This is a genomic window from Bacteroidota bacterium, from assembly GCA_005882315.1.
Classification (GTDB): Bacteria; Bacteroidota; Bacteroidia; order Chitinophagales; family Chitinophagaceae; genus VBAR01.
Map to the genome: position 1 here is coordinate 110,006 of VBAR01000001.1, position 20,947 is coordinate 130,952.

Sequence of the window (20,947 nt, forward strand, 5' to 3'; positions counted from 1 at the left end):
CCCGAAACCTGTTTATTTTTTTAACCCTGGAAACTGCATTTTAAGATTTATCAGCAGGTCCCGTAATTGTGTAGCGATAATAAATTCTTTGTACCAGTTCTGATCAGACGGTACAATTGTCCAGGACGGATTATTACAATTATTAAAACAATCTTCATACATCGCCATATACACATCCCACAGCTTTGCTTCTTCAAGATCTTTTTCATTATACTTCCACATCTTACTGGGTTCATGTAATCTTTCAGTCAGTCGTTGAGTCTGTTCTTCTTTCGAAACATGCAGGTAAAATTTAAGTATATGTGTATTGTTATGCTGCTGCAACAAATCTTCAAAATCATTAATGGCTTTCATTCTCTTCTCCGCAGTTTTATCATCGCACCATTTGTGCACACGGGTCACAAGTATATCCTCATAATGGCTTCGGTTAAAAATCTGTATCATACCCTTGCCCGGCGTTGCAGCATGTATACGCCATAAAAAATCATGTGCAAGTTCTTCTTCTGTTGGCACCTTAAATGATTTTACAGTTACACCTTGCGGGTTCAATTCTCCAAATACATTTCGTATCACCCCATCTTTTCCGCTTCCATCTATTCCCTGGAGTATTACCAGTATAGCATGTTTATGTTCTGCATATAAAAGATTTTGCAATTCATCCAGCTCTTCGAGTATTTTCTCGGTTTTTTGTTTTGTAGCAGCTTTATCAAAATCTTTTGGTGCACGGGTGCTGATATCACTGAGCTTTATTTTACCCATAAATGCTTTTTGTTTGACACAATTTATAGAAAAAGCTGTTTGTTGTCACATTCATTTCAGACATTTGCAACTTCAATTTTATGAATGAACAATAAAACCATTAGCTGGCTGATCTTTGTAGTCCTTTGTTTTATCTGGGGCAGTTCTTTTATACTAATGAAGCTCGGCAAGAATGGATTAAGTGCAAGTCAAATTGCTGCTTTGCGGATTTTTTCAGCCGGCGTTGTTTTGCTGCCATTTGCTATCTATGCATTAACAAAATTTCCTCGGAAAAAATTGGTATATACTCTTTTGGCCGGTTTATTAGGAAACCTGCTTCCGGCCTTTCTTTTCGCAGAAGCAATATCAAAGAATATCGATAGTTCACTGGGAGGAATTCTGAACTCTCTTACACCTATCTGTGTAGTCATTACGGGTGTAGTTTTTTTTAAAGATGTAATTAAACAAAAGAAAATAATTGGTGTTATTGTCGGGTTTATCGGATTGGTTATACTTACTCTTTCGCAAAAAGGTTTGAGTTTTCAAAACTCTGCATATGCTTTAATGATTGTTTTGGCTACTATTTTATATGGCTTTAATGTAAATATTGTTGCACATAAACTGAAAAAACTTAACCCTGTACATATAGCAACGATATCACTCAGTTTTATGGCCATACCCAGTGGCATTATACTTTTGCTTAACGGCTTTTTTGAGCTTGACTTTACTGATAAAATAGTAAGAAACTCAGTGATCGCTTCTTCATTGTTGGGTATAGTTGCCAGCGCAATTGCTACGGCATTATTTTACATACTGGTAAGACGATCGGGGGGCTTATTTGCCTCACTCGTTACTTATGGCATTCCATTCATTGCGCTGTTTTGGGGTTTTTTAGATGGCGAAAAAATCACCTGGATTGAAATTGCCTGTCTTGGATTGATATTGGCCGGTGTGTATCTGGCCAATATGCCTGATAAAAAAGGCAAGATTGATGAGAATGATACGATTTCTATTGCGCCTGAATAAATGCACGGATACTAACTAATCAATCACCGTTACACGACCATCATCTCTTTTTCTTTTGCAGCAAGATGTTTATCTACTGCAGAAATAAACTTGTCCGTTGAGTTTTGAACGTCTGCTTCAGCATCTTTTGCCGCATCTTCACTCATACCGGTCTTCTGAAGCTTTTTAATATGTTCAATTGCATCACGACGGATATTGCGGATAGCTACTTTACAATGTTCTCCTTCAGCCTGGCATTTTTTTACCAGTTCCTTCCGGCGTTCTTCTGTCAATGGCGGTAAAAACAAGCGAATGATATTGCCATCATTCTGCGGAGTGATCCCGATATTAGCAGCCATGATCGCTTTTTCAATTGGCTGCAACATATTTTTTTCCCATGGCTGAATACTCAATGTTCTTGCATCCATCACACTGACATTACCTATCTGGTTTATCGGCGTAGGGTTACCATAATAGTCAACGACAATTCCATCGATCATCTGGGGGTTGGCTTTACCAGCCCTTATTTTTACCAGCTCCGCTTCCAGGTGGCTGATCGCTTTTTGCATATGGTCGGCTGCATTCGATTTTATAGAGCCAATATCTTCTGACATAATCTTATTTTTTATTCTAAAAATAAAGTGAGCAAAACTAACAAAACCAATGTTAATAAAAAAAGCCGCCAGTCAGATCCGGCGGCTTATAATTTTTTTATAAATAAAATTAATCTGCAGTTGCAGCTTCTTTTTCCTGGGTAATTGCAACCACTTTTGAAGCAGTTTTTAATTCAGCCTTGCCATTCAGGCCTTTTGCCACCACCAATGTTCTGCGGGGCCTGCCATAATAAAGAAATCCTATTCCTGCAAATCCTGCCCCTACCATCGTTAACATTACCCAGGTAGCTCCCCAATTTCTTGCAGAAATGGCAAATGCAATAAATAAAATATTTACGATCGTAAGAATAAATGTAATTGCTGTATGACTCAGACCACGATCCAATAAAAGATGGTGAACATGATTACGATCCGGTGTAAAAGGAGATTTGCGGTTAAATATCCTGATACTGAATACTCTTAAAGTATCAAGCAGGGGAACGATCAAAACAGCAAATCCTATCGCTACGGCTGATGTTACTGGTATTGTTACATCCTTTGAATCAGCAACAGTAATAAATTTTATAACTAATATGGAATTGATAAGACCGATCATTAATGATCCGCTATCACCCATAAATATTTTTGCCGGACTATGGTTAAAAATCAGGAATGCAACGAGACTGCCTGCCATTGAAAATGACAATAAAGCGTAAGCTTCCTGGCCTATAGAAATAAAATAAGCACCGAATACGACCATTGTAAGTGTACCGAGTGAGCCGGCGAGGCCATCAACCCCATCAATCAGGTTAAAGGAATTAATAACTACTATTATAGTCAGGTAAGACAGTGCAAGACTAAAAGCTTCCGGTAGTTGTTCAAATCCAAATAAGCCATGCATACTATCCAGCCGGATACCTCCAAGATGAATGATAATGGAGGCAGCGATCATTTGACCGATAAATTTTTTGGTAGCAGAAAGTACCATTAGGTCATCTTTCAGCCCTAGAAAGAAAATAACCAATGCGGCTGCAAAAAAATACTGGAATTCGGGATTCAGGTAGCCTTGTACGGACAAAAGACTGGCGAGCAAAAAACCACCAAAAATACCTACACCCCCTAGAGATGGCACGGGTAGTTTGTGAACTTTTCTTTCATCAGGTACATCAAAGAGCTTCTTTTGCTCAGCTATCTGCAGTACTACAGGAATAGCCAGGAATGTAATGATAAAGGCGACAGAGGAGGTTAATAATAAATCAAGCATCAAACAGAATTTTCAAGTTGCCAAAAGTAGGTTTAAGTTTTTATAGTTTTCAATGGGTTGCATTAAATAATTAGTAAACGGTGTTTACAGTTTACCATACGGCTATTGAATTTGTGGATAGTTTGATACAGGCGAATGGATTTCAAATAGGAAAAGGTTGCATTTTTGCACCCTCCTAATGGTAGGTTTTGAGCCGACAAGTTACTAAAAGTTTAATAAAATCAAAATTATTATGAGCGACCTAAGACAGATAACGTCACAACTACGAAGAGATATCGTAAGAATGGTACATGGAGTGCAAAGCGGCCACCCGGGCGGTTCCTTGGGATGTACCGATTTTTTTGCAGCATTATTTTTTAAGGTTATGAAACATAACCCCAAGTTTGATATGAATGCGCCGAATGAGGATGTATTTTTCCTTTCAAACGGCCATATTTCGCCGATTTACTATTCGACCCTGGCCCGTGCCGGTTATTTTGATGCAAAAGAATTAGCCACTTTTAGAAAAATAAATTCCAGGTTACAGGGCCATCCTGCTACACACGAACATTTACCCGGTATTCGTATCGCCAGCGGTTCGCTTGGCCAGGGAATGAGTGTAGCCATCGGTGCTGCGCTTTCAAAAAAATTAAACAAAGACCCGCATGTCGTTTTCTCATTACATGGCGATGGCGAACTGAATGAGGGCCAGATATGGGAATCAGTTTTATTTGCTGCTCACCATAAAGTAGATAACCTCATCTCAACAATTGATTGGAACGGACAACAAATAGATGGGCCCACATCAAAAGTTATGAACCTCGGCGATCTTGCCGCTAAGTTCAAAGCATTTGACTGGGAGGTTATTCAGCTTGAAAAAGGAAATGATGTAGACGAAGTCGTTGCTACTTTGGAAAAAGCAAAAACATTTATTGGAAAAGGAAAGCCAATCGTGATATTAATGAAGACAGCAATGGGAAAAGGTGTTGATTTTATGGAAGGTAGTCATGAATGGCATGGTATTGCACCAAATGACGAACAATTGGCAAAAGCACTGGCTCAAAACCCGGAGACATTGGGAGATTATTAAAGTCCTGAAGCAGATAGAAATTATTCACTTCGTAACGAAAACTCCAGCGATGCAGCTTTGCGTGCAGGAAACCAAGATGCGAGAACTGCAATTACAAATACAGTTGCACCAATCAATATAAAATCTTTCAGGCGAACCTCTACCGGGAAATAATCGATCAGGAAAGAAACGCCGCCAATTTTAATCAGCTTGAAATTTATTTGGAGATAAATAAGCAATAGGGCCAGCAGCATTCCTACTACACACCCGATTGAAGCAAGCAAAACGCCTTCACTTAAAAAAATTCGCTGTATAAAACTACGATTAGCACCCATTGCATGCAGTACGGTAATATCTTTTTGTTTTTCCAGCGTAAGCATAGTAATGGCACCTATCATACAAAAAGCTGCGACGGTAAGTATAAGACTGAACACACCATAGATAGCCCAACGCTCCAGGTTCATTATTGAATACAGGCTTTTGTTCTGTTCATATTTATCCTGCACTTTGTATTTATCGCCCAATACTTTTTTGAGATTTCTTTTTACCTGGTCAGTTGCTGAAGCATCATTCAAAGAAATTTCTAATCCGCTATACTCATCTGCGCCAAGCTTTAATGCATTCCGCATAAAATCAATGCTGGTGATGGCATATTTATTATCAAAATCCTGCTGGATGGCAAAGCTGGATGATGTATTTATATAACTGCTGCTGATATCATTTAACAGGTCGATCTGTTCGGTTGTACCCTTTCTTGGCAGAAATACGGTAAGTGGAATAATATTTCGTTCAGCATAAATATGAAGTGAATTTTCGACTCCTGCTCCCAAAATAATGCGAGGAGTATCTAACGTTCCAATATCATAAATCCCTTCGCCGATAATATGTTCTGCCACACCCGATACATATTGATAATTATCATCTACACCTTTCACTACTACCACATTCTGATAATCTTTATCGCCATCATTGTTTTTCAGCAATGCTTTTTCTTCTATCACCAATGAAAAATTTTTTACTCCTTCCACTATCCGCAGTTGTTGAAGTTGCTGGGGAGAAAGTGTGATCGTTTTTCCTGATGCTGGCAACACCTTTAAATCTGTGTAAAAGGAAGAATACAATGATTTCACCAATCCTTCAAATCCGTTGAATACACTTAACACAGTGATCAATGCGGCCGTTCCGATTACGATAGCAAGGATGCTTATCCATGCAATAATATTAATTGCGTTGGTTGATTTTTTAGATTTGAAATACCTGCTGGCAAATAAAAATGAGAGATTCAAGAATAAAAGGTTTTATTATTAAGTACACCGGTATCTTATTCTTCTTTCTTATCATCCGGTTTCTTTTCTTCATGTATTTGTTTGAAGATCTCTTCCATTTTGAAAACGTGGTCAAGCGTATCATCATGGAAAAATTTTAATTCGGGTATGCGGCGTAACTGTTGCTTTACCCTTGCCGCCAGTTCTCTTTTTATTTCATGGTGTCTATCTTCAATCTTTTTCATCGCTTCTTTTACGTCTTTTACCTGGAAAAGGCTCAGGTAGATCCTGGCTTCCAGCAGATCAGGTGTCACTTTTACATCTGCAATAGAAACAAGACCTCCATCCAGCATATTCAAACTCAATCGCTGAAATATTTCATTCATTTCCTTCTGAATTACGCTGCCGATCTGCTTCTGACGTTTACCCTCAATCATATACTACTCGTTTCTTGTTACTTGTTTCTGGTTATTGGCTGTAAAATTAGTTACTTTGCCGTTCTTATCAGTATTCGTTTTCAATGAAGCAATATTCACGGATTTTCACCTATCTCAGGGGTTATAAAGGAAAGATCGGACTTTATTTTCTTTGTACACTGCTTAGTATTTTTTTCTCCATTGTATCCATCGGTATGCTGATGCCTTTTTTGGATTTGATCTTTACTAATCCCGACCCCGCCTGTGCTACCTGTAACATGATGGGTAAACATAGCGGCAATGCTGTCATTGATAGTGTAAAAACATTCCTAAATACATCTTTAGACAAAAATGGGAAAATAACAACGCTTGGTATTATCTGTGTGTTGATGGTGATCTTTATTATTCTCAAAAACCTGTTTCTCTATCTTTCTTATTATATACTCAACCCGCTAAAGAATAAAATCGTTAATCATCTTCGTGAAGATCTGTATGACAAAATACTGAAGTTGCCTATTGGATATTTTAACGAAAAAAGAAAAGGCGACCTGATGAGTCGTATGACCAATGATGTAGCCGAAGTAGAAGCATCTGTTGTGGGTACACTGGAAGGATGGATACGGGACCCGTTGACAATAATTGTTACACTGATCGTACTTTTTATAATCAGCCCGCAGCTTACATTATTTCTTTTATTATTGATCCCTGTTTTAGGATTAGTTATAGGACGCATTACACGGTCTTTAAAAAAACAATCGCAGTTAGTTGCTGATAAATATGGAGAAACACTTTCTACGCTGGATGAAACATTAGGTGGGTTACGTGTTATCAAGGCTTTTAACATTGAAAGAATTTTAAGAGGCAGATATTTTTCTGCTAATGAAGATCTCTTGCAGGCAAAAAATAATATCAGTAAAAAAAGGGACTTGGCATCGCCTCTTTCAGAAGTGATGGGAGTCATGTTATTCACAGCCATTTTATATTATGGAGGTCGGCTGGTGCTGAATAATGAAATTGCATTGGAAGCATCTGCATTTCTTGGCTATCTCGGTATCTTTTACAATATCATCAATCCTGCAAAAGCGTTGTCAACTTCTTTCAGCAATATGCGCAAAGGAGCCGCAGCCATTAACCGTATTGAAGAAATACTGAAAACACCTGTTACAGTTGATGATAATGTAAATGGCAAACAACTAAAATCTTTTGAAGAAAATATTGAATTCCGTCATGTAAGGTTTGCTTATGAAGATGCGGTGATACTCGATGATATTAATCTTGTTGTTGGAAAAGGAAAGACAATTGCATTGGTAGGTTCAAGTGGAGCAGGTAAATCAACATTAGCTGACCTGGTTCCACGTTTTCATGATGTAACAGGTGGAGAAGTATTGATAGATGGAATGAATATTAAAGATTTTGCTTTGCAATCTGTCCGCAACCAGATGAGCATTGTAACGCAGGAACCGATCTTATTCAATGATACAATAGCTAATAATATCAAACTCGGCAAGCCCGATGCAACTGAAGAAGAAATTATCAATGCAGCAAAGGTTGCTAATGCACACCAGTTTATCATCAATAAAGAAAATGGTTATGATACCAATATCGGCGACCGCGGCAGTAAACTCAGTGGCGGCGAAAGACAAAGATTGACTATTGCAAGAGCTGTTTTAAAAAATCCCCCGGTATTAATTCTTGATGAAGCCACTTCATCACTCGATACAGAAAGTGAACGCTTAGTACAAGATGCAATTAATAATATGATGCAGAACCGTACCAGTATTGTAATTGCCCATCGCCTCAGTACCATTCGCCATGCAGATGAAATTATTGTTTTACAAAAAGGAAAGATCGTGGAAAGAGGTAATCATGAAGAGTTGCTTGCGCAAAATGGATTTTATAGAAAGTTGGTGGAGATGCAGGAAGTGAGGTAAGATGATAGTTTTTCAGATAATAGATGATAATTCAATCCTATAAACAACTATCATCTATTATCTATCAGTTATCATCTACTTCAAAACCTCTCTCGAAATAACAACCTTCTGTATCTCACTCGTCCCCTCGCCTATTGTACAGAGTTTTGAATCACGGTAAAATTTCTCCACCGGAAAATCTTTGGTATAACCATAGCCGCCAAAAACCTGTACCGCATCATTCGCAACTTTTACAGAGACTTCACTTGCATAATATTTTGCCATGGCCGCTTCCTTGGTCATTGGTTTATTGCGGTTTTTCAGATCACATGCCTGCATGATCAGCAACTCTGATGCAGCAATCTCTGTTGCCATATCTGCCAGTTTAAATGATATACCCTGGAAATTCGAGATCGGCTGGTCAAACTGGTAACGTTCCTGTGAGTATTTAAGTGCAGCTTCATAAGCACCTTTTGCAATACCTAATGCCAGTGATGCAATTGAAATTCTTCCACCATCTAATACTTTCAGCGATTGTTTAAACCCATCACCTACTTTACCCAAACGATTTGCATCAGGTATCCTGCAATTATCAAAGATCATTTCCGCCGTTTCACTTGCCCGCATACCCAGTTTGTTTTCTTTTTTACCACCGCTAAAGCCCGGCGTTCCTTTCTCCACAACAAATGATGTTGCATTATTCTTAGATCTTGGTTCACCGGTACGGCAAACCACTACAGCTATATCTCCACTTTTACCATGAGTGATCCAGTTCTTTGTTCCATTGATGATCCAATCATTTCCATCTTTCACAGCCGTACATTTCATATTGCCGGCATCACTGCCGGTATTCGCTTCTGTCAATCCCCATGCACCGATCCATTCTGCAGTTGCCAGTTTGGGTAAATATTTTTTCTTCTGCTCTTCGTTTCCAAAAGATAAAATATGACCAGTACATAAAGAATTATGCGCAGCTACACTCAGGCCAATTGAACCGCATACTTTGGCTATTTCTTCGATCACGACTTTATATTCAAAATAACCAAGACCCGAGCCGCCGTACTGTTCAGGTACCAGCACACCCATCATTCCGAGTTTACCCAATTCTTTAAAAGTCTGAACCGGGAACTCCTGGGTTTCGTCCCATTCCATTACATGTGGTTTGATATGCTGGTTGGCAAAATCTTTTGCGGCTTGTGCTATCTGTTGTGTTATTTCTGAAAGTTGAAAATTCATAGATGATCAATGGCATTATATTATTAAGTCTGCAAAGAAAAGGAATTTTATCAGAAACCTAACAATCGTTAGGAAAATTAAACCTTGGTGAACTCCAAATGCAACCCATCATACGATAAATGAATTCCATCTGGCAGTTCTGATTCCACTTCTTCATGCAGGCCCATTTGGTGAGAAATGTGGGTAAAATAGGCAGTTGGAACTTTTAATCCCTGTACTATTTCGATGGCTTCTCCCAAACTGAAATGAGAAATATGTGATTGTTTACGCAATGCATTTACAACCATTACCTCACTTCCACGGATCTTGTCCAACTCACTTTCTTCTATCCTGTTTGCATCGGTGATATAAGTAAATTTTCCGAACCGGAAACCCAGCACCGGCATTTTCAAATGCCAGGTAAGAACCGGCATCACTGGAATATCACCGATAAAAAAAGGTTCTTCTGTAATCGTATTTAAATTCAATTCAGGCACACCTGGATATTTAGTATCGGAAAAAGCATAATAAAATTCACGGCGTAATGCTTCTTCAGTAAGCGAATTAGCATATAGTTCCATCGTCTTCTTCTGAAAAAAATTATAAGCCTTTACATCATCCAATCCTGCTACATGATCCTTATGCGGATGAGTAAACAATACTCCATCTAATTTTTTTACTTTATAACGGAGCATCTGTTCCCGGAAATCCGGGCCGGTATCAACAACAAAAGTTGTGGTGGCTGATTCAACGAGTATACTGCACCGTAATCGTTTGTCTTTTGAATTGGTTGAAGTGCAAACCGGGCATTCACATGCAATCATCGGTATGCCTGTACTTGTACCGGTGCCGAGTATAGTTATTGTTAAAGGGGGACATATCACTCAGCAAATGTAAAATGCAAAATGAAGAATGTAAAATGTAAAACGGCTTAGGCTCCGTTATTCTCAGCTTCCAGTTTTGAAATAATACTGGCGTAGAGCTTTTTTGATTCTTCTGAAAGCATTTCCTGGTTTATTGTCAGTTGAGGGATCAGGTCCAGCATGGTATTAATGCGGCCTTCAACCTGCAGGAATTTATTAAGGACCACTACCTTTCTTGCTTCAAGAATGCAATAGCCGCTTTGGAAATTACCTCGTTCATAGCGCAGCACATAGCCGGTTTCTTCAACGACGGCTTCTAACTTATCGAGAGTTGTTTGAGTGTATTTCATTTTTGCTTTTTCCCTTTTAGAAGGATTACCAGAATAAACAAAATTAACCTTACAAGGGCTTATATAGTACGACCCAGACAATGATTTTTCCACAATCATTTCTTATTTTAGAATATTCATTTGACCACTACATGAGGAAACTAATCACAACTCTTATTCTTATTACATTTTTTACCCAAATCTACTCCCAGAAAGAACTACCTGAATTTGGCAAACCCGATATGAAGGAATTGTTGATGAAGGACTGTGAGTTTGAACCGGGAGTCTCAGCGATGAAGATCTTGAAATATGAATATGTTGATCTTGTATCTGATAATGATTGGTCGGTACGTACTGAAAAATGGGAACGTGTAAAAATATTGAGCCAGGCTGGGTACTCGTTTGCCGATATTGAAATCCCCTTTGCAAAAAAAAATAAAATAAAAAAACTGGTAGCCTATATCTATACCCTTGATGAGTCAGGCAAGATCACAACTGAAGAAATTGACAGTGATGACATCTTTAAAAAATCAGATAAAAAGAAAAAAAAGGGTTCACTTGTTTTTACATTTCCCGGTGTAAAACCCGGCTGCGTGATTGAATATAAATACACAGAACTCGAAAAAGAACCTTATTACAGTGATACTAAGTTTTTTCAGGATGTGATACCTGTTCAGTTGTGTATTTTTAAATTGGCCCATAATTCTGAATATATAAAAGCAAACCTGACCTTTATCGGTGGCGATGAAAATCTCGAATCCCGTATAGAAGAAAAAACCCCGGTCGAATATAAAAACACACAAACTATAACTGGAACCAATATCAACTCATTCAGAGATGAACCTTTGATGAGTGCTGTAAAAGATAACCTCCAGTATATGACTTTAAGGTTTGAATACCGGGCAGATTGGAGGGATTCGCTTCTTAAGAAATATCCCGATCAAAATTTATTGTGGGAAGCCATTGACAGTTGGTTGATAAATCATCCCAATTTCGGCGAACAAATTAAGAAAAAAGTTGCCGGTACCGGATCACTTATTGACTCGGCAAAAAAAATAAAAGATATAGCCAGTAAAGTTGAATTGATATATAAATCGGTCAGGGATAGAATTTCATGGAACAATGAATCCAATATTTTTGCTGAAAGTATTGACCGTGCCTGGAAAACAGCCATAGGTAGCAATGCCGAAATAAATCTCTTGTTGCTGAACCTGCTTAGAAAATCTGGTGTAAATAGTTTTCCTGTTATTGTTCGTTCCCGCGAATATGGTAAAGCAAACATGCTTTTGTATTCAATAAGCCAATTTAATAATGTAAATGTGGTTGTATTCAATGGAGAAAACTTTTATATACTGGATGCAACCAAGAAACACCTTTCTTATAATACACCTCCGTTTGAAGTACTGAATAGAAATGTGTTGCTTATAGATGCCGCAAGTACCAAATGGCTAAACATTGTAGATGATCGTCCTTTTTTAAAACAAACCATTTCGATAAAGGCAGCTGTGGACAGTTCGGGACAAATAAAGGGTGACGCATTTGTTTCCTTTTTCGATTACTTGAAGGATTTTAAGCTTACGGAAAAAGAAGAAGGGGAAAAAATTATGGCGCAGGAAGAAAAAGATTTTATTAACAGAAGCCCGGTTGATATAAAAATTGACAGCCTTATTGAAGATGCACCTCCCAATGAGTTATTACCACTTAACCACCGATTTGCTTTTACTTACAACCCTGAATCAACTGATGATTTTTTGTTTATAGATCCATTCTTTTTATCGCCTTTTCGAAAAAATCCATTCACTGATTCTATTCGACGAACTGATATTGATTTTGGAAGTAACCAGTATTATAATATTTACGTACATCTTACCATACCAGAAAATTACAGAATAGAAGGGGTGCCCAAATCCCTTATTGTTATTTCAAGTGACTCAACTATTATTTTTAAAAGACAAATATTACAGGAAGACAATATCCTTGTATTTAAACATAGTTTTGAGGTTAAAAGAGCTGAGTTTTCAAAGGAGGAATATTTCCCTTTACATGATATTTTCAGAAAAATGTATGGAGCAATAAAAGAACAACTAATACTTAAGAAAAAGTAATCCCTACTTACTCTGCATCTTTATCACCGGCACTATCATCTCTTCAAGGCTCACACCGCCGTGTTGAAAAGTATTACGGTAATAATTCACATAGTGATTGTAATTATTCGGGTAGCATAAGAAATTATCTTCCCTTGCAAAAATGAAAGATGAATTTACAGTTGGTACAGGCAAACCTGCTTCTCTCGGGTCACGGAAAGCCAATACTTCTTTTGGTTCATAATTCAGATTGCGCCCATGTTTATAGCGTAGGTTGGCAGTCGTTTGCTTATCACCAATTACTTTACTCGGCGTTTTTACACGAATGCTTCCATGGTCAGTTGCCAAAACAACCTTGATATTTTTATCAGCGATCTTTTTTAATGCCTGGTGTAACGGTGAATGTTCGAACCAGCTCGTAGTAATGCTGCGATAACTCATTTCATCGCCAGCAAGTTCCTTCAGCACTTCCATTTCCGTTCTTGCATGGCTTAGCATATCTACAAAATTATAAACGATAACGTTGATATCATTATTCAGCAGGTTATGAATATTATTGAGCAGATCAATACCCGCCTGGTTATTCGTCACTTTTGTATAAGTCACTTTCAGATCATCTCTCTTCAATCTTTTTAGTTGTGCCCGGAAAAATTTTTCTTCATGTAGGTTCTTTCCGCCTTCTTCTTCATCGTTTTTCCATTCGGCTTGAAATTGTTTTTCAATTTCAGCCGGCAGCATACCGGCAAAGATGGCATTGCGGGCATATTGTGTAGCCGTTGGCAGTATTGAATAAAAACTATCTTCTTCCAGTATGCGGAAACTCTCGGCAAAAATGGGCTGAATGGATTTCCATTGATCAAAACGAAGATTATCGATCAATACAAAAAATAAAGGTGTGCCCTTCTCTGCATGCGGCAGAACTTTAAACTGAAACAAATTATGGCTCATCACCGGCGCATCAGCACTCTTTGGATTCACCCATGATGCATAATTCCTTGAAACGAACTTAAAGAACTCGGTATTGGCTTCACTTTTTTGTGACTGCAATACTTCACGCATTTCAGGACTGTCACTTTTCGCCATCTCCAGTTCCCAATACACCAGCTTTTTATAAATATCCATCCATTCGTTATGATCGGGATTACTGTTCAATACCATAAACAGGTTACGAAACTGTTGCTGGTAAGCCGTTGTCGTCTTTTCAGAAACCAGTCTTTTATTGTCAATAATTTTTTTAAGGCTCAACCAAACCTGGTTGGGATTGACCGGTTTAATGAGATAATCGCTGATCTGTGAACCGATCGCATCATCCATCAGGTTTTCCTCTTCATTCTTTGTAATAAGTACAATGGGTATTTGTTGATTGACCTCTTTGATCTTTGCCAGTGTTTCTAATCCTGTAAGTCCCGGCATACTTTCATCCATCAACACCACATCTACCAGGTTTTCTTTTACAAAATCAATAGCATCAAAGCCATTTGTAACGGTATTCACTTCATAACCCTTCCCTTCCAGGAAAAGTTTTTGTGATTGCAGACTTTCTATTTCATCATCCACCCAGAGAATTTTTGCTAATGCCATTCGGAGTATGTTTATAATTTATTGCTTTTTGTTTAAGACCACCGGCTACATTGCAACTATTGAACCATTGTTGCGTCCGCCTTTGGCGGATCATCTTTCTGTAACCCGATAGCTATCGTGTCTATTCATCAATCGTCAAAAGTAGCTTATTAGTTTTATGGTTAGTACATTTGTCGCCAGCCTCAGTGGCTCCTTTAACAAACTCACAACAGCATGAGCACAGTTCGCAAAATCATCAACGACCCCGTACATGGTTTTATTACTATTGATCACCCGTTGATTTTGCAGGTTATTTCACATCCCTGGTACCAGCGACTGCGCAATATTCATCAGATGGCTTTTGCGCATTTGGTTTACCCGGGAGCCAAACATAGCAGGTTACATCATTCACTCGGCGCTTATCATCTTATGCGTATTGCACTAAATGAACTAAAAAGCAAAGGCACTGAGATAACTGCTGAAGAAGAACTGGGAGCAAAGATTGCCATATTACTGCATGATATCGGCCATGGCCCTTATTCTCATGCCTTGGAATTTGAACTGCTGAAAGATATTCATCATGAACAGATCTCTTTGCTCATAATGAAAAAGATGAATGAAGAATTCAAAGGACAATTACAGACGGCCATAGATATTTTCACTAATAAACACCCTAAAAAATTTATTTACCAGCTCATCAGCGGGCAAATGGATGTAGATCGTTTGGATTATTTATCCCGTGACAGCTTTTTTACTGGTGTTGCTGAAGGAGTGATAGGTCATGACCGCATTTTAAAAATGCTGATAGTTCATAATGGTGAATTAATGATTGAGGAAAAAGCTATTTACTCTATTGAAAAGTTTTTAGTGTCGCGAAGGCTAATGTATTGGCAGGTTTACTTACATAAAACAGTCCTTGCATCAGAAAATTTGCTGGTAAAGATCATACATCGTGCAAAAGAGCTTATCAAAAACGGTGTACAGGTGTCTGCTGCTACCGATGATCTAAATTTCTTTCTGCATCAATCAGGGCCTGTCGATCTTGAAAACCATTTAGATAAATTCTGTAGGCTTGATGATGTGGATGTACTCGCAACGATCAAAAATTGGTGCAGCCATCCGGATAAAATATTGTCAGCCCTTTGCCATTTTATTGTAGAAAGAAAACTGCTGAAAGTAAAACTGCAGGCAGAACCGATCGATGAAAAATTTATTGCAGAAAAGAAAAAAGAAGCCGCAAAGCAATTTGGTATAACGGAAGAAGAAACAAACTATTTTGTATTCACAGGAGAAGCTGTAAATACCACGTATAACCCGATCGAGGAGAAAATAAATATTCTGTTCAAAGACGGAACTGTTAAAGATATTTCACAGGTTGATAATGCACTTATTCATCATCATTTGTCAGCCCCTGTTAAAAAATATTACATTTGCTACTCACGGGTTTAATGTTTAATATGTTTAAAGTTTAATGTTCGTTCCGAAGCAACTTTAAACATTAAACCTGAAACTTTAAACAACCATGACATTTACCGCAGCACAAATAGCCCTGCTTACCAACGGAAGAATTGAAGGAGATGCCAATGCATCCGTTACATCTTTTGGAAAAATTGAAGAAGCAACAGTTGGACAGCTTAGTTTTTTTGCGAACCCCAAATACGAAGAATATTTATATACCACCGGCGCCTCTGTTATCATCATCAATGATAACATTGAATTGAAACAACCCGTGAAGGGAACACTTATCCGTGTAAAAGATGCTTACTCTGCTTTTGCAGCACTTTTAACTAAGTACCAGGAAATAACTCAACAACAGATGGTTGGTGTACAGGAACCCATTTATATTTCAAAGTCTGCTTCGTATGGCAAAAATGTTTTTATCGGAGCATTTGCTTATCTCAGCGATAATGTAACGCTGGGTGATAACACAAAGATTTACCCGAATGTTTTTTTAGGTGCCAATGTAAAAGTTGGTAATAATACAATCATACATGCAGGAGTAAAAATTTATAATGATTGTGTGATTGGAAATAATGTGATCCTTCATGCCGGTATTGTTATCGGCAGTGATGGATTTGGATTTGCACCACAAGCTGATAGTAATTATATAAAAGTGCCGCAAATTGGTAATGTAGTTATAGAAGATAATGTTGAGATTGGCGCTAATACAACTATTGATCGTGCCACAATGGGTTCAACAATTATCAGAGCCGGAGCCAAGCTTGATAATCTTGTACAGATTGCACATAATGTAGAAGTAGGTAACAGCACCGTTATTGCTGCTCAAACAGGGGTTAGCGGCAGTACAAAAATCGGCAAGGGTGTAATGATTGGCGGACAGGCTGGTTTGGCCGGACATCTTACAGTCGCCGATGGATCGAAAATCAATGCACAATCAGGCTTAGGTAAATCATTGAAACCCGGAAGTTCTGTTACCGGTTCTCCTGCTTATGATTATAATAAAGCGATCCGCAGCCAGGCTATGGCCCGTAACCTGCCGGAGATGGAAAAACGAATTCAGGAGCTGGAAGCGATTGTAAAACAACTGTTAGCAGAGAAAGTATAATAGGTTTCTTCTTTGTTTCTTTCCGTTTATCTTTGCCCACCTTCAATTAAAATTCATGACGGCAAATTTCAATCCTGATAAACAACATACGATTGGTACAGAGGCAAGCATTTCCGGCACAGGTTTACATACCGGTGTTCTGGCCGATCTTACATTGAAACCTGCCAGCCCCGGTTTTGGTTTCCAGTTTCAGCGAATTGATCTGCCGAATCAACCCATCATCAAAGCCGATTGTGATCTGGTAACCGATGTAAGCCGAGGTACTACGCTTGAATATAATGGCGCCAAAGTAAGTACAGTAGAACATGTATTAGCTGCATTGGTAGGAATGGGAGTTGATAATTGCCTTATTGAAATTAATGGACCCGAAATGCCGATCATGGACGGCAGTTCGCAGCCTTTTGTAGAAATAATAGAACAGGCTGGCGTAATAGAACAGGATGCAGCAAAAGCATGGTACAGCATTGATGAAAATATTTTTCATTACGATGAAAAGAAAAGAGTGGAAATGGCAGCCCTGCCCTCCACCGAATATTCAGTTACTACCCTAATCGATTTCAATAGTCCTGTGTTGGGTACACAACATGCGGGCCTAAAACATATTCGTGATTTTAAAAATGAAATTGCCCCTTGCCGCACATTTTGTTTTTTACATGAACTGGAAATGCTACTGGATAATAACCTTATCAAAGGTGGTGACATCAACAATGCAATTGTGGTGGTGGACAAGCCTGTGAATGAAAAAGAAATGGAGCGGTTGCAGAAAGTTTTCAAGAAGGATAAGATTGAAGTAAAGAGTGAAGGATACCTGAATAATCTTGAACTACGTTTCCCCAATGAACCGGCACGCCATAAATTATTGGATGTAATTGGGGACCTTGCACTCTCCGGCTATGCTATCAAGTCAAGAATTCTTGCCAGCCGACCCGGCCATAGTACTAATGTTGAGTTCGCAAAAAAGATAAAACAGTATATCAAAAAGAATAAACATATAAAAGATGTACCGGTATACGATCCTACTCTGGCACCGATTTATAATCAGCAGCAGATAGAAGCAAGACTGCCGCATCGTTATCCTTTTATGCTGGTTGATAAGATCATTGAATTAAGCGATTCAAAAATCGTAGGAATAAAGAATGTAACATTTAATGAATGGTTCTTTGCCGGCCATTTCCCCAATAACCCTGTAATGCCCGGTGTGCTACAGATAGAAGCCTTAGCTCAAACAGGAGGCATTCTCGCCATCAATCTTTCCGGTGATGGTTCATATGATACCTATTTCCTCAAAATAGACAATTGCAAATTCAAGCAGAAAGTTGTGCCGGGTGATACCATGATCCTGAAAATGGAACTGATGGCGCCAATCCGCCGCGGTATCTGCGAAATGCGTGGCACTGTATATGTCGGCAATAAAGTATGTACAGAAGCTGATATGGTAGCGCAGATAGTAAAGAAATAACTTCTTGACTAAGCTGAATTGCACTATTGAACACCTGTTGAGACGCTCCATTCATCGTTTCGAAATTCTGTTCAGCAACCCCAAAAAATGTGCTTTTTACGACCATTTTTTAGGCCTGAAATCAACCATCTTTTATCACATTTCCTTATCCACTTCAGTGCAAAAAAATAACAAAAATAGAGAGCTTTAAACCCACATTTGAGCAGCTCTTTCCGTACATTCGCATACCTCATTTTTCATTCGGAAAATCACAATTTTTAAGGTTATTTATGAGCACAGAAAATGTAGAAAAAATAGCTCCCCAACCGGCATCTTATGGCGCCGATAGTATCCAGGTTTTGGAAGGCCTTGAAGCGGTTCGTAAACGTCCCGCCATGTACATCGGTGATATCAGCGAAAAAGGATTACATCATCTCGTGTATGAAGTAGTTGATAACTCAATTGATGAAGCATTAGCTGGCTACTGTAAAAACATAACCGTTACTATTCACGAGGATAATTCTATCTCTGTTGCAGATGATGGTCGTGGTATTCCAACAGCTATGCATACAAAAGAAAAACGTAGTGCATTGGAAGTAGTAATGACGGTATTGCATGCCGGTGGAAAATTTGATAAAGGTTCTTATAAAGTATCCGGTGGTTTGCATGGTGTGGGTGTAAGTTGTGTAAATGCATTAAGCAGCAAGCTGCAGGTAACCGTTCACCGCGATGGAAAAATATATGAACAGGAGTATCATATCGGTGTTCCGCAATATCCTGTTCGTGAGATCGGCAAAAGCAGTTTGACAGGTACATCCGTTCATTTCTGGCCTGACAATTCCATTTTCACAGTCATGGTTTATAAAAAAGAAATACTGGAAGGCCGCCTCCGTGAACTTTCTTACTTAAATAAAGGAGTTAAAATAAAACTGAATGATAAGCGGGAAAAAAATGATGATGATACAACCTGGAGCAAAACATTTTACAGTGAAGGCGGTATCGTTGAGTTCGTGGAAATGCTGGATAAAAATGCCGGACGCAATACATTAATTCCAAAAGTATTGTTTGTAGAAGGACATGATGCTACCACGAATGTAATGGTAGAAGTTGCACTGAACTATAATGATTCTTACAGTGAACATATTTATTCGTATGTAAATAACATTAACACTATTGAAGGCGGTACCCATGTGGCCGGTTTCCGCAGGGCATTAACAAGAGTATTTAAATCATATGGTGATAAAAACGGTTTGTTTGAAAAAGCCAAAGTTGAAATTGAAGGGGATGATTTCCGTGAGGGATTAAGTGCTATCATTTCTGTAAAAGTTCCTGAGCCGCAATTTGAAGGGCAAACAAAAACAAAACTCGGTAACAGTGAGGTAAGTGGTGTGGTTGATTCAACTGTATCAAGAGTGATTGAAGCATACCTCGAAGAAAATCCAAGAGACGCAAAGAACATCATCAACAAAGTGATATTGGCTGCACAGGCAAGAGCAGCTGCACGCAAAGCAAGAGAACTCGTACAACGGAAATCTGTATTGACAGGTGGTGGCTTGCCGGGTAAATTGGCTGACTGCAGCGACCGTGACCCGGAGCGTTGTGAGTTGTTTTTAGTTGAGGGTGATAGTGCCGGTGGAACAGCCAAACAAGGCCGTGACAGAAGTTACCAGGCTATTCTTCCCTTGCGTGGTAAAATTCTGAATGTAGAGAAAGCAATGGAGCATAAGATCTACGAAAACGAAGAGATAAGAAACATGTATACAGCTTTGGGTGTTACAGTTGGTACTGCGGAAGATCCTAAAGCATTAAACATAAACAAGCTTCGTTATCACAAACTTATCATCATGACCGATGCCGATGTGGACGGAAGCCATATCGCAACTTTGATCCTTACTTTTATTTACCGTTATATGAAAGAACTCGTCGAGCAGGGTTATGTATATATCGCTCAACCACCATTGTATTTGGTGAAGAAAGGAAAAGAACAGGCTTATGCATGGAACGAGGAACAACGCAAAGGCTATATTGAAAAATTTGCCAACGGTAAAGAAGATACTGTGAATGTTCAACGCTATAAAGGTTTGGGTGAAATGAATTCAAACCAATTATGGGATACAACAATGAATCCTGATACAAGAACATTGAAGCTCGTAACAATTGAAAGCGCAGCTGAAGCTGACCGTGTTTTTAGTATGCTGATGGGCGATGAAGTAGCCCCAAGAAGGGAATTCATAGAAACCCATGCAAAATATGCGAAACTGGATGTTTAAAAATATTGACACTGATTTCTGCAAACCAGTCTATTAGACTGGTTTTTTATTTTTCCAGAATTGTTAGGAAGTTTTCTGACCCGCAGGGGCATATTTCGGTAATTTCAGCCATTCCTAACTCTAAAACTATTAATCATGAGTGATGTTCAACTGACAGCGTACAATGTAAAAACGAAAGAAAAAGGAGTGCCCATCCTGGATGCAGTAGTTACAAAAACTGCCAAAGGCGCTTATATGGTGCAGGGCAATGATGGTAAAGGCAACAAACTGACAACCCTTGTAAATGAGGCAAAGGCACTGGCTGCTATTGAAGCCGGTATTGCAAAGAAGGGTTGGGAATAAAATATTATTGTAGCAAATTGCAAAACGGTGAGGGTTAATAA

At 38.7% G+C, this 20,947-nt stretch carries 18 protein-coding genes; 9 read left to right on the top strand and 9 right to left on the bottom strand.

All coding sequences use genetic code 11. The features are described 5' to 3' along the window. Positions 1-12: 12 nt before the first annotated feature. Positions 13-759 (bottom strand): polyphosphate kinase, encoded by a 747-nt coding sequence (locus E6H07_00460; protein ID TMI64423.1) that lies wholly within the window; start codon positions 757-759, stop codon positions 13-15. Between the two features lie 84 nt (positions 760-843). On the opposite strand from E6H07_00460, the gene E6H07_00465 reads away from it, so the two are divergent. After that, entirely contained in the window at positions 844-1,764 is a 921-nt protein-coding gene (locus E6H07_00465) for a DMT family transporter (protein TMI64424.1), read from the top strand. Positions 1,765-1,793: 29 nt separating this feature from the next. On the opposite strand, the gene E6H07_00470 is transcribed toward E6H07_00465, so the two are convergent. Further along, positions 1,794-2,357 carry a ribosome recycling factor gene (locus tag E6H07_00470; protein TMI64425.1) on the bottom strand — a complete coding sequence of 188 codons (564 nt, stop codon included), beginning with the start codon at positions 2,355-2,357 and terminating at the stop codon, positions 1,794-1,796. A 109-nt stretch (positions 2,358-2,466) separates the two neighbouring features. Continuing rightward, positions 2,467-3,600: an undecaprenyl/decaprenyl-phosphate alpha-N-acetylglucosaminyl 1-phosphate transferase gene (locus E6H07_00475; protein TMI64426.1), complete on the bottom strand. Its 1,134-nt coding sequence runs from the start codon at positions 3,598-3,600 to the stop codon at positions 2,467-2,469. Between the two features lie 220 nt (positions 3,601-3,820). On the opposite strand from E6H07_00475, the gene E6H07_00480 reads away from it, so the two are divergent. Beyond that, on the top strand, positions 3,821-4,669 hold the full coding sequence (locus E6H07_00480) for a transketolase (GenBank protein TMI64427.1): 849 nt from the start codon (positions 3,821-3,823) through the stop codon (positions 4,667-4,669). A gap of 20 nt (positions 4,670-4,689) precedes the next feature. Here E6H07_00480 and E6H07_00485 read toward each other — a convergent pair whose 3' ends face one another. Both E6H07_00485 and rbfA read right to left on the bottom strand, forming a co-directional pair. Continuing rightward, positions 4,690-5,934: an ABC transporter permease gene (locus tag E6H07_00485; GenBank protein TMI64428.1), complete on the bottom strand. Its 1,245-nt coding sequence runs from the start codon at positions 5,932-5,934 to the stop codon at positions 4,690-4,692. A gap of 35 nt (positions 5,935-5,969) precedes the next feature. Further along, entirely contained in the window at positions 5,970-6,350 is a 381-nt protein-coding gene (rbfA, locus tag E6H07_00490; protein TMI64429.1) for a 30S ribosome-binding factor RbfA, read from the bottom strand. An 83-nt stretch (positions 6,351-6,433) separates the two neighbouring features. Here rbfA and E6H07_00495 point away from each other — a divergent pair, with 83 nt between their 5' ends. Continuing rightward, positions 6,434-8,260 carry an ABC transporter ATP-binding protein gene (locus tag E6H07_00495; protein TMI64430.1) on the top strand — a complete coding sequence of 609 codons (1,827 nt, stop codon included), beginning with the start codon at positions 6,434-6,436 and terminating at the stop codon, positions 8,258-8,260. A gap of 75 nt (positions 8,261-8,335) precedes the next feature. On the opposite strand, the gene E6H07_00500 is transcribed toward E6H07_00495, so the two are convergent. The 3 genes from E6H07_00500 to E6H07_00510 form a co-directional block, all read right to left on the bottom strand. Continuing rightward, the gene (locus tag E6H07_00500; GenBank protein TMI64431.1) at positions 8,336-9,475 is read right to left on the bottom strand and encodes an acyl-CoA dehydrogenase; all 1,140 of its coding nucleotides are present in this window, start codon (positions 9,473-9,475) and stop codon (positions 8,336-8,338) included. A gap of 77 nt (positions 9,476-9,552) precedes the next feature. After that, positions 9,553-10,338 (bottom strand): MBL fold metallo-hydrolase, encoded by a 786-nt coding sequence (locus E6H07_00505; GenBank protein TMI64432.1) that lies wholly within the window; start codon positions 10,336-10,338, stop codon positions 9,553-9,555. A gap of 47 nt (positions 10,339-10,385) precedes the next feature. Further along, positions 10,386-10,667, bottom strand: a complete 282-nt coding sequence (locus E6H07_00510) for a hypothetical protein (protein TMI64433.1) — start codon at positions 10,665-10,667, stop codon at positions 10,386-10,388. 80 nt (positions 10,668-10,747) lie between these two features. On the opposite strand from E6H07_00510, the gene E6H07_00515 reads away from it, so the two are divergent. Then, a complete protein-coding gene (locus E6H07_00515; GenBank protein TMI64434.1) occupies positions 10,748-12,751 on the top strand; it encodes a DUF3857 domain-containing protein in 2,004 nt (667 codons plus the stop codon). Positions 12,752-12,754: 3 nt separating this feature from the next. On the opposite strand, the gene E6H07_00520 is transcribed toward E6H07_00515, so the two are convergent. Next, a complete protein-coding gene (locus E6H07_00520) occupies positions 12,755-14,311 on the bottom strand; it encodes a bifunctional response regulator/alkaline phosphatase family protein (protein ID TMI64435.1) in 1,557 nt (518 codons plus the stop codon). A gap of 213 nt (positions 14,312-14,524) precedes the next feature. On the opposite strand from E6H07_00520, the gene E6H07_00525 reads away from it, so the two are divergent. From E6H07_00525 to E6H07_00545, 5 genes are all read left to right on the top strand, one after another. After that, positions 14,525-15,739: an HD domain-containing protein gene (locus E6H07_00525; GenBank protein ID TMI64436.1), complete on the top strand. Its 1,215-nt coding sequence runs from the start codon at positions 14,525-14,527 to the stop codon at positions 15,737-15,739. 73 nt (positions 15,740-15,812) lie between these two features. Then, entirely contained in the window at positions 15,813-16,856 is a 1,044-nt protein-coding gene (gene lpxD, locus E6H07_00530) for a UDP-3-O-(3-hydroxymyristoyl)glucosamine N-acyltransferase (GenBank protein ID TMI64437.1), read from the top strand. Positions 16,857-16,911: 55 nt separating this feature from the next. Next, a complete protein-coding gene (locus tag E6H07_00535) occupies positions 16,912-18,315 on the top strand; it encodes a bifunctional UDP-3-O-[3-hydroxymyristoyl] N-acetylglucosamine deacetylase/3-hydroxyacyl-ACP dehydratase (GenBank protein ID TMI64438.1) in 1,404 nt (467 codons plus the stop codon). Positions 18,316-18,584: 269 nt separating this feature from the next. After that, positions 18,585-20,564 (top strand): DNA topoisomerase (ATP-hydrolyzing) subunit B, encoded by a 1,980-nt coding sequence (gyrB, locus tag E6H07_00540; protein ID TMI64439.1) that lies wholly within the window; start codon positions 18,585-18,587, stop codon positions 20,562-20,564. A gap of 135 nt (positions 20,565-20,699) precedes the next feature. Further along, a complete protein-coding gene (locus E6H07_00545; GenBank protein TMI64440.1) occupies positions 20,700-20,906 on the top strand; it encodes a hypothetical protein in 207 nt (68 codons plus the stop codon). The last annotated feature ends 41 nt before the right edge of the window (positions 20,907-20,947 follow it).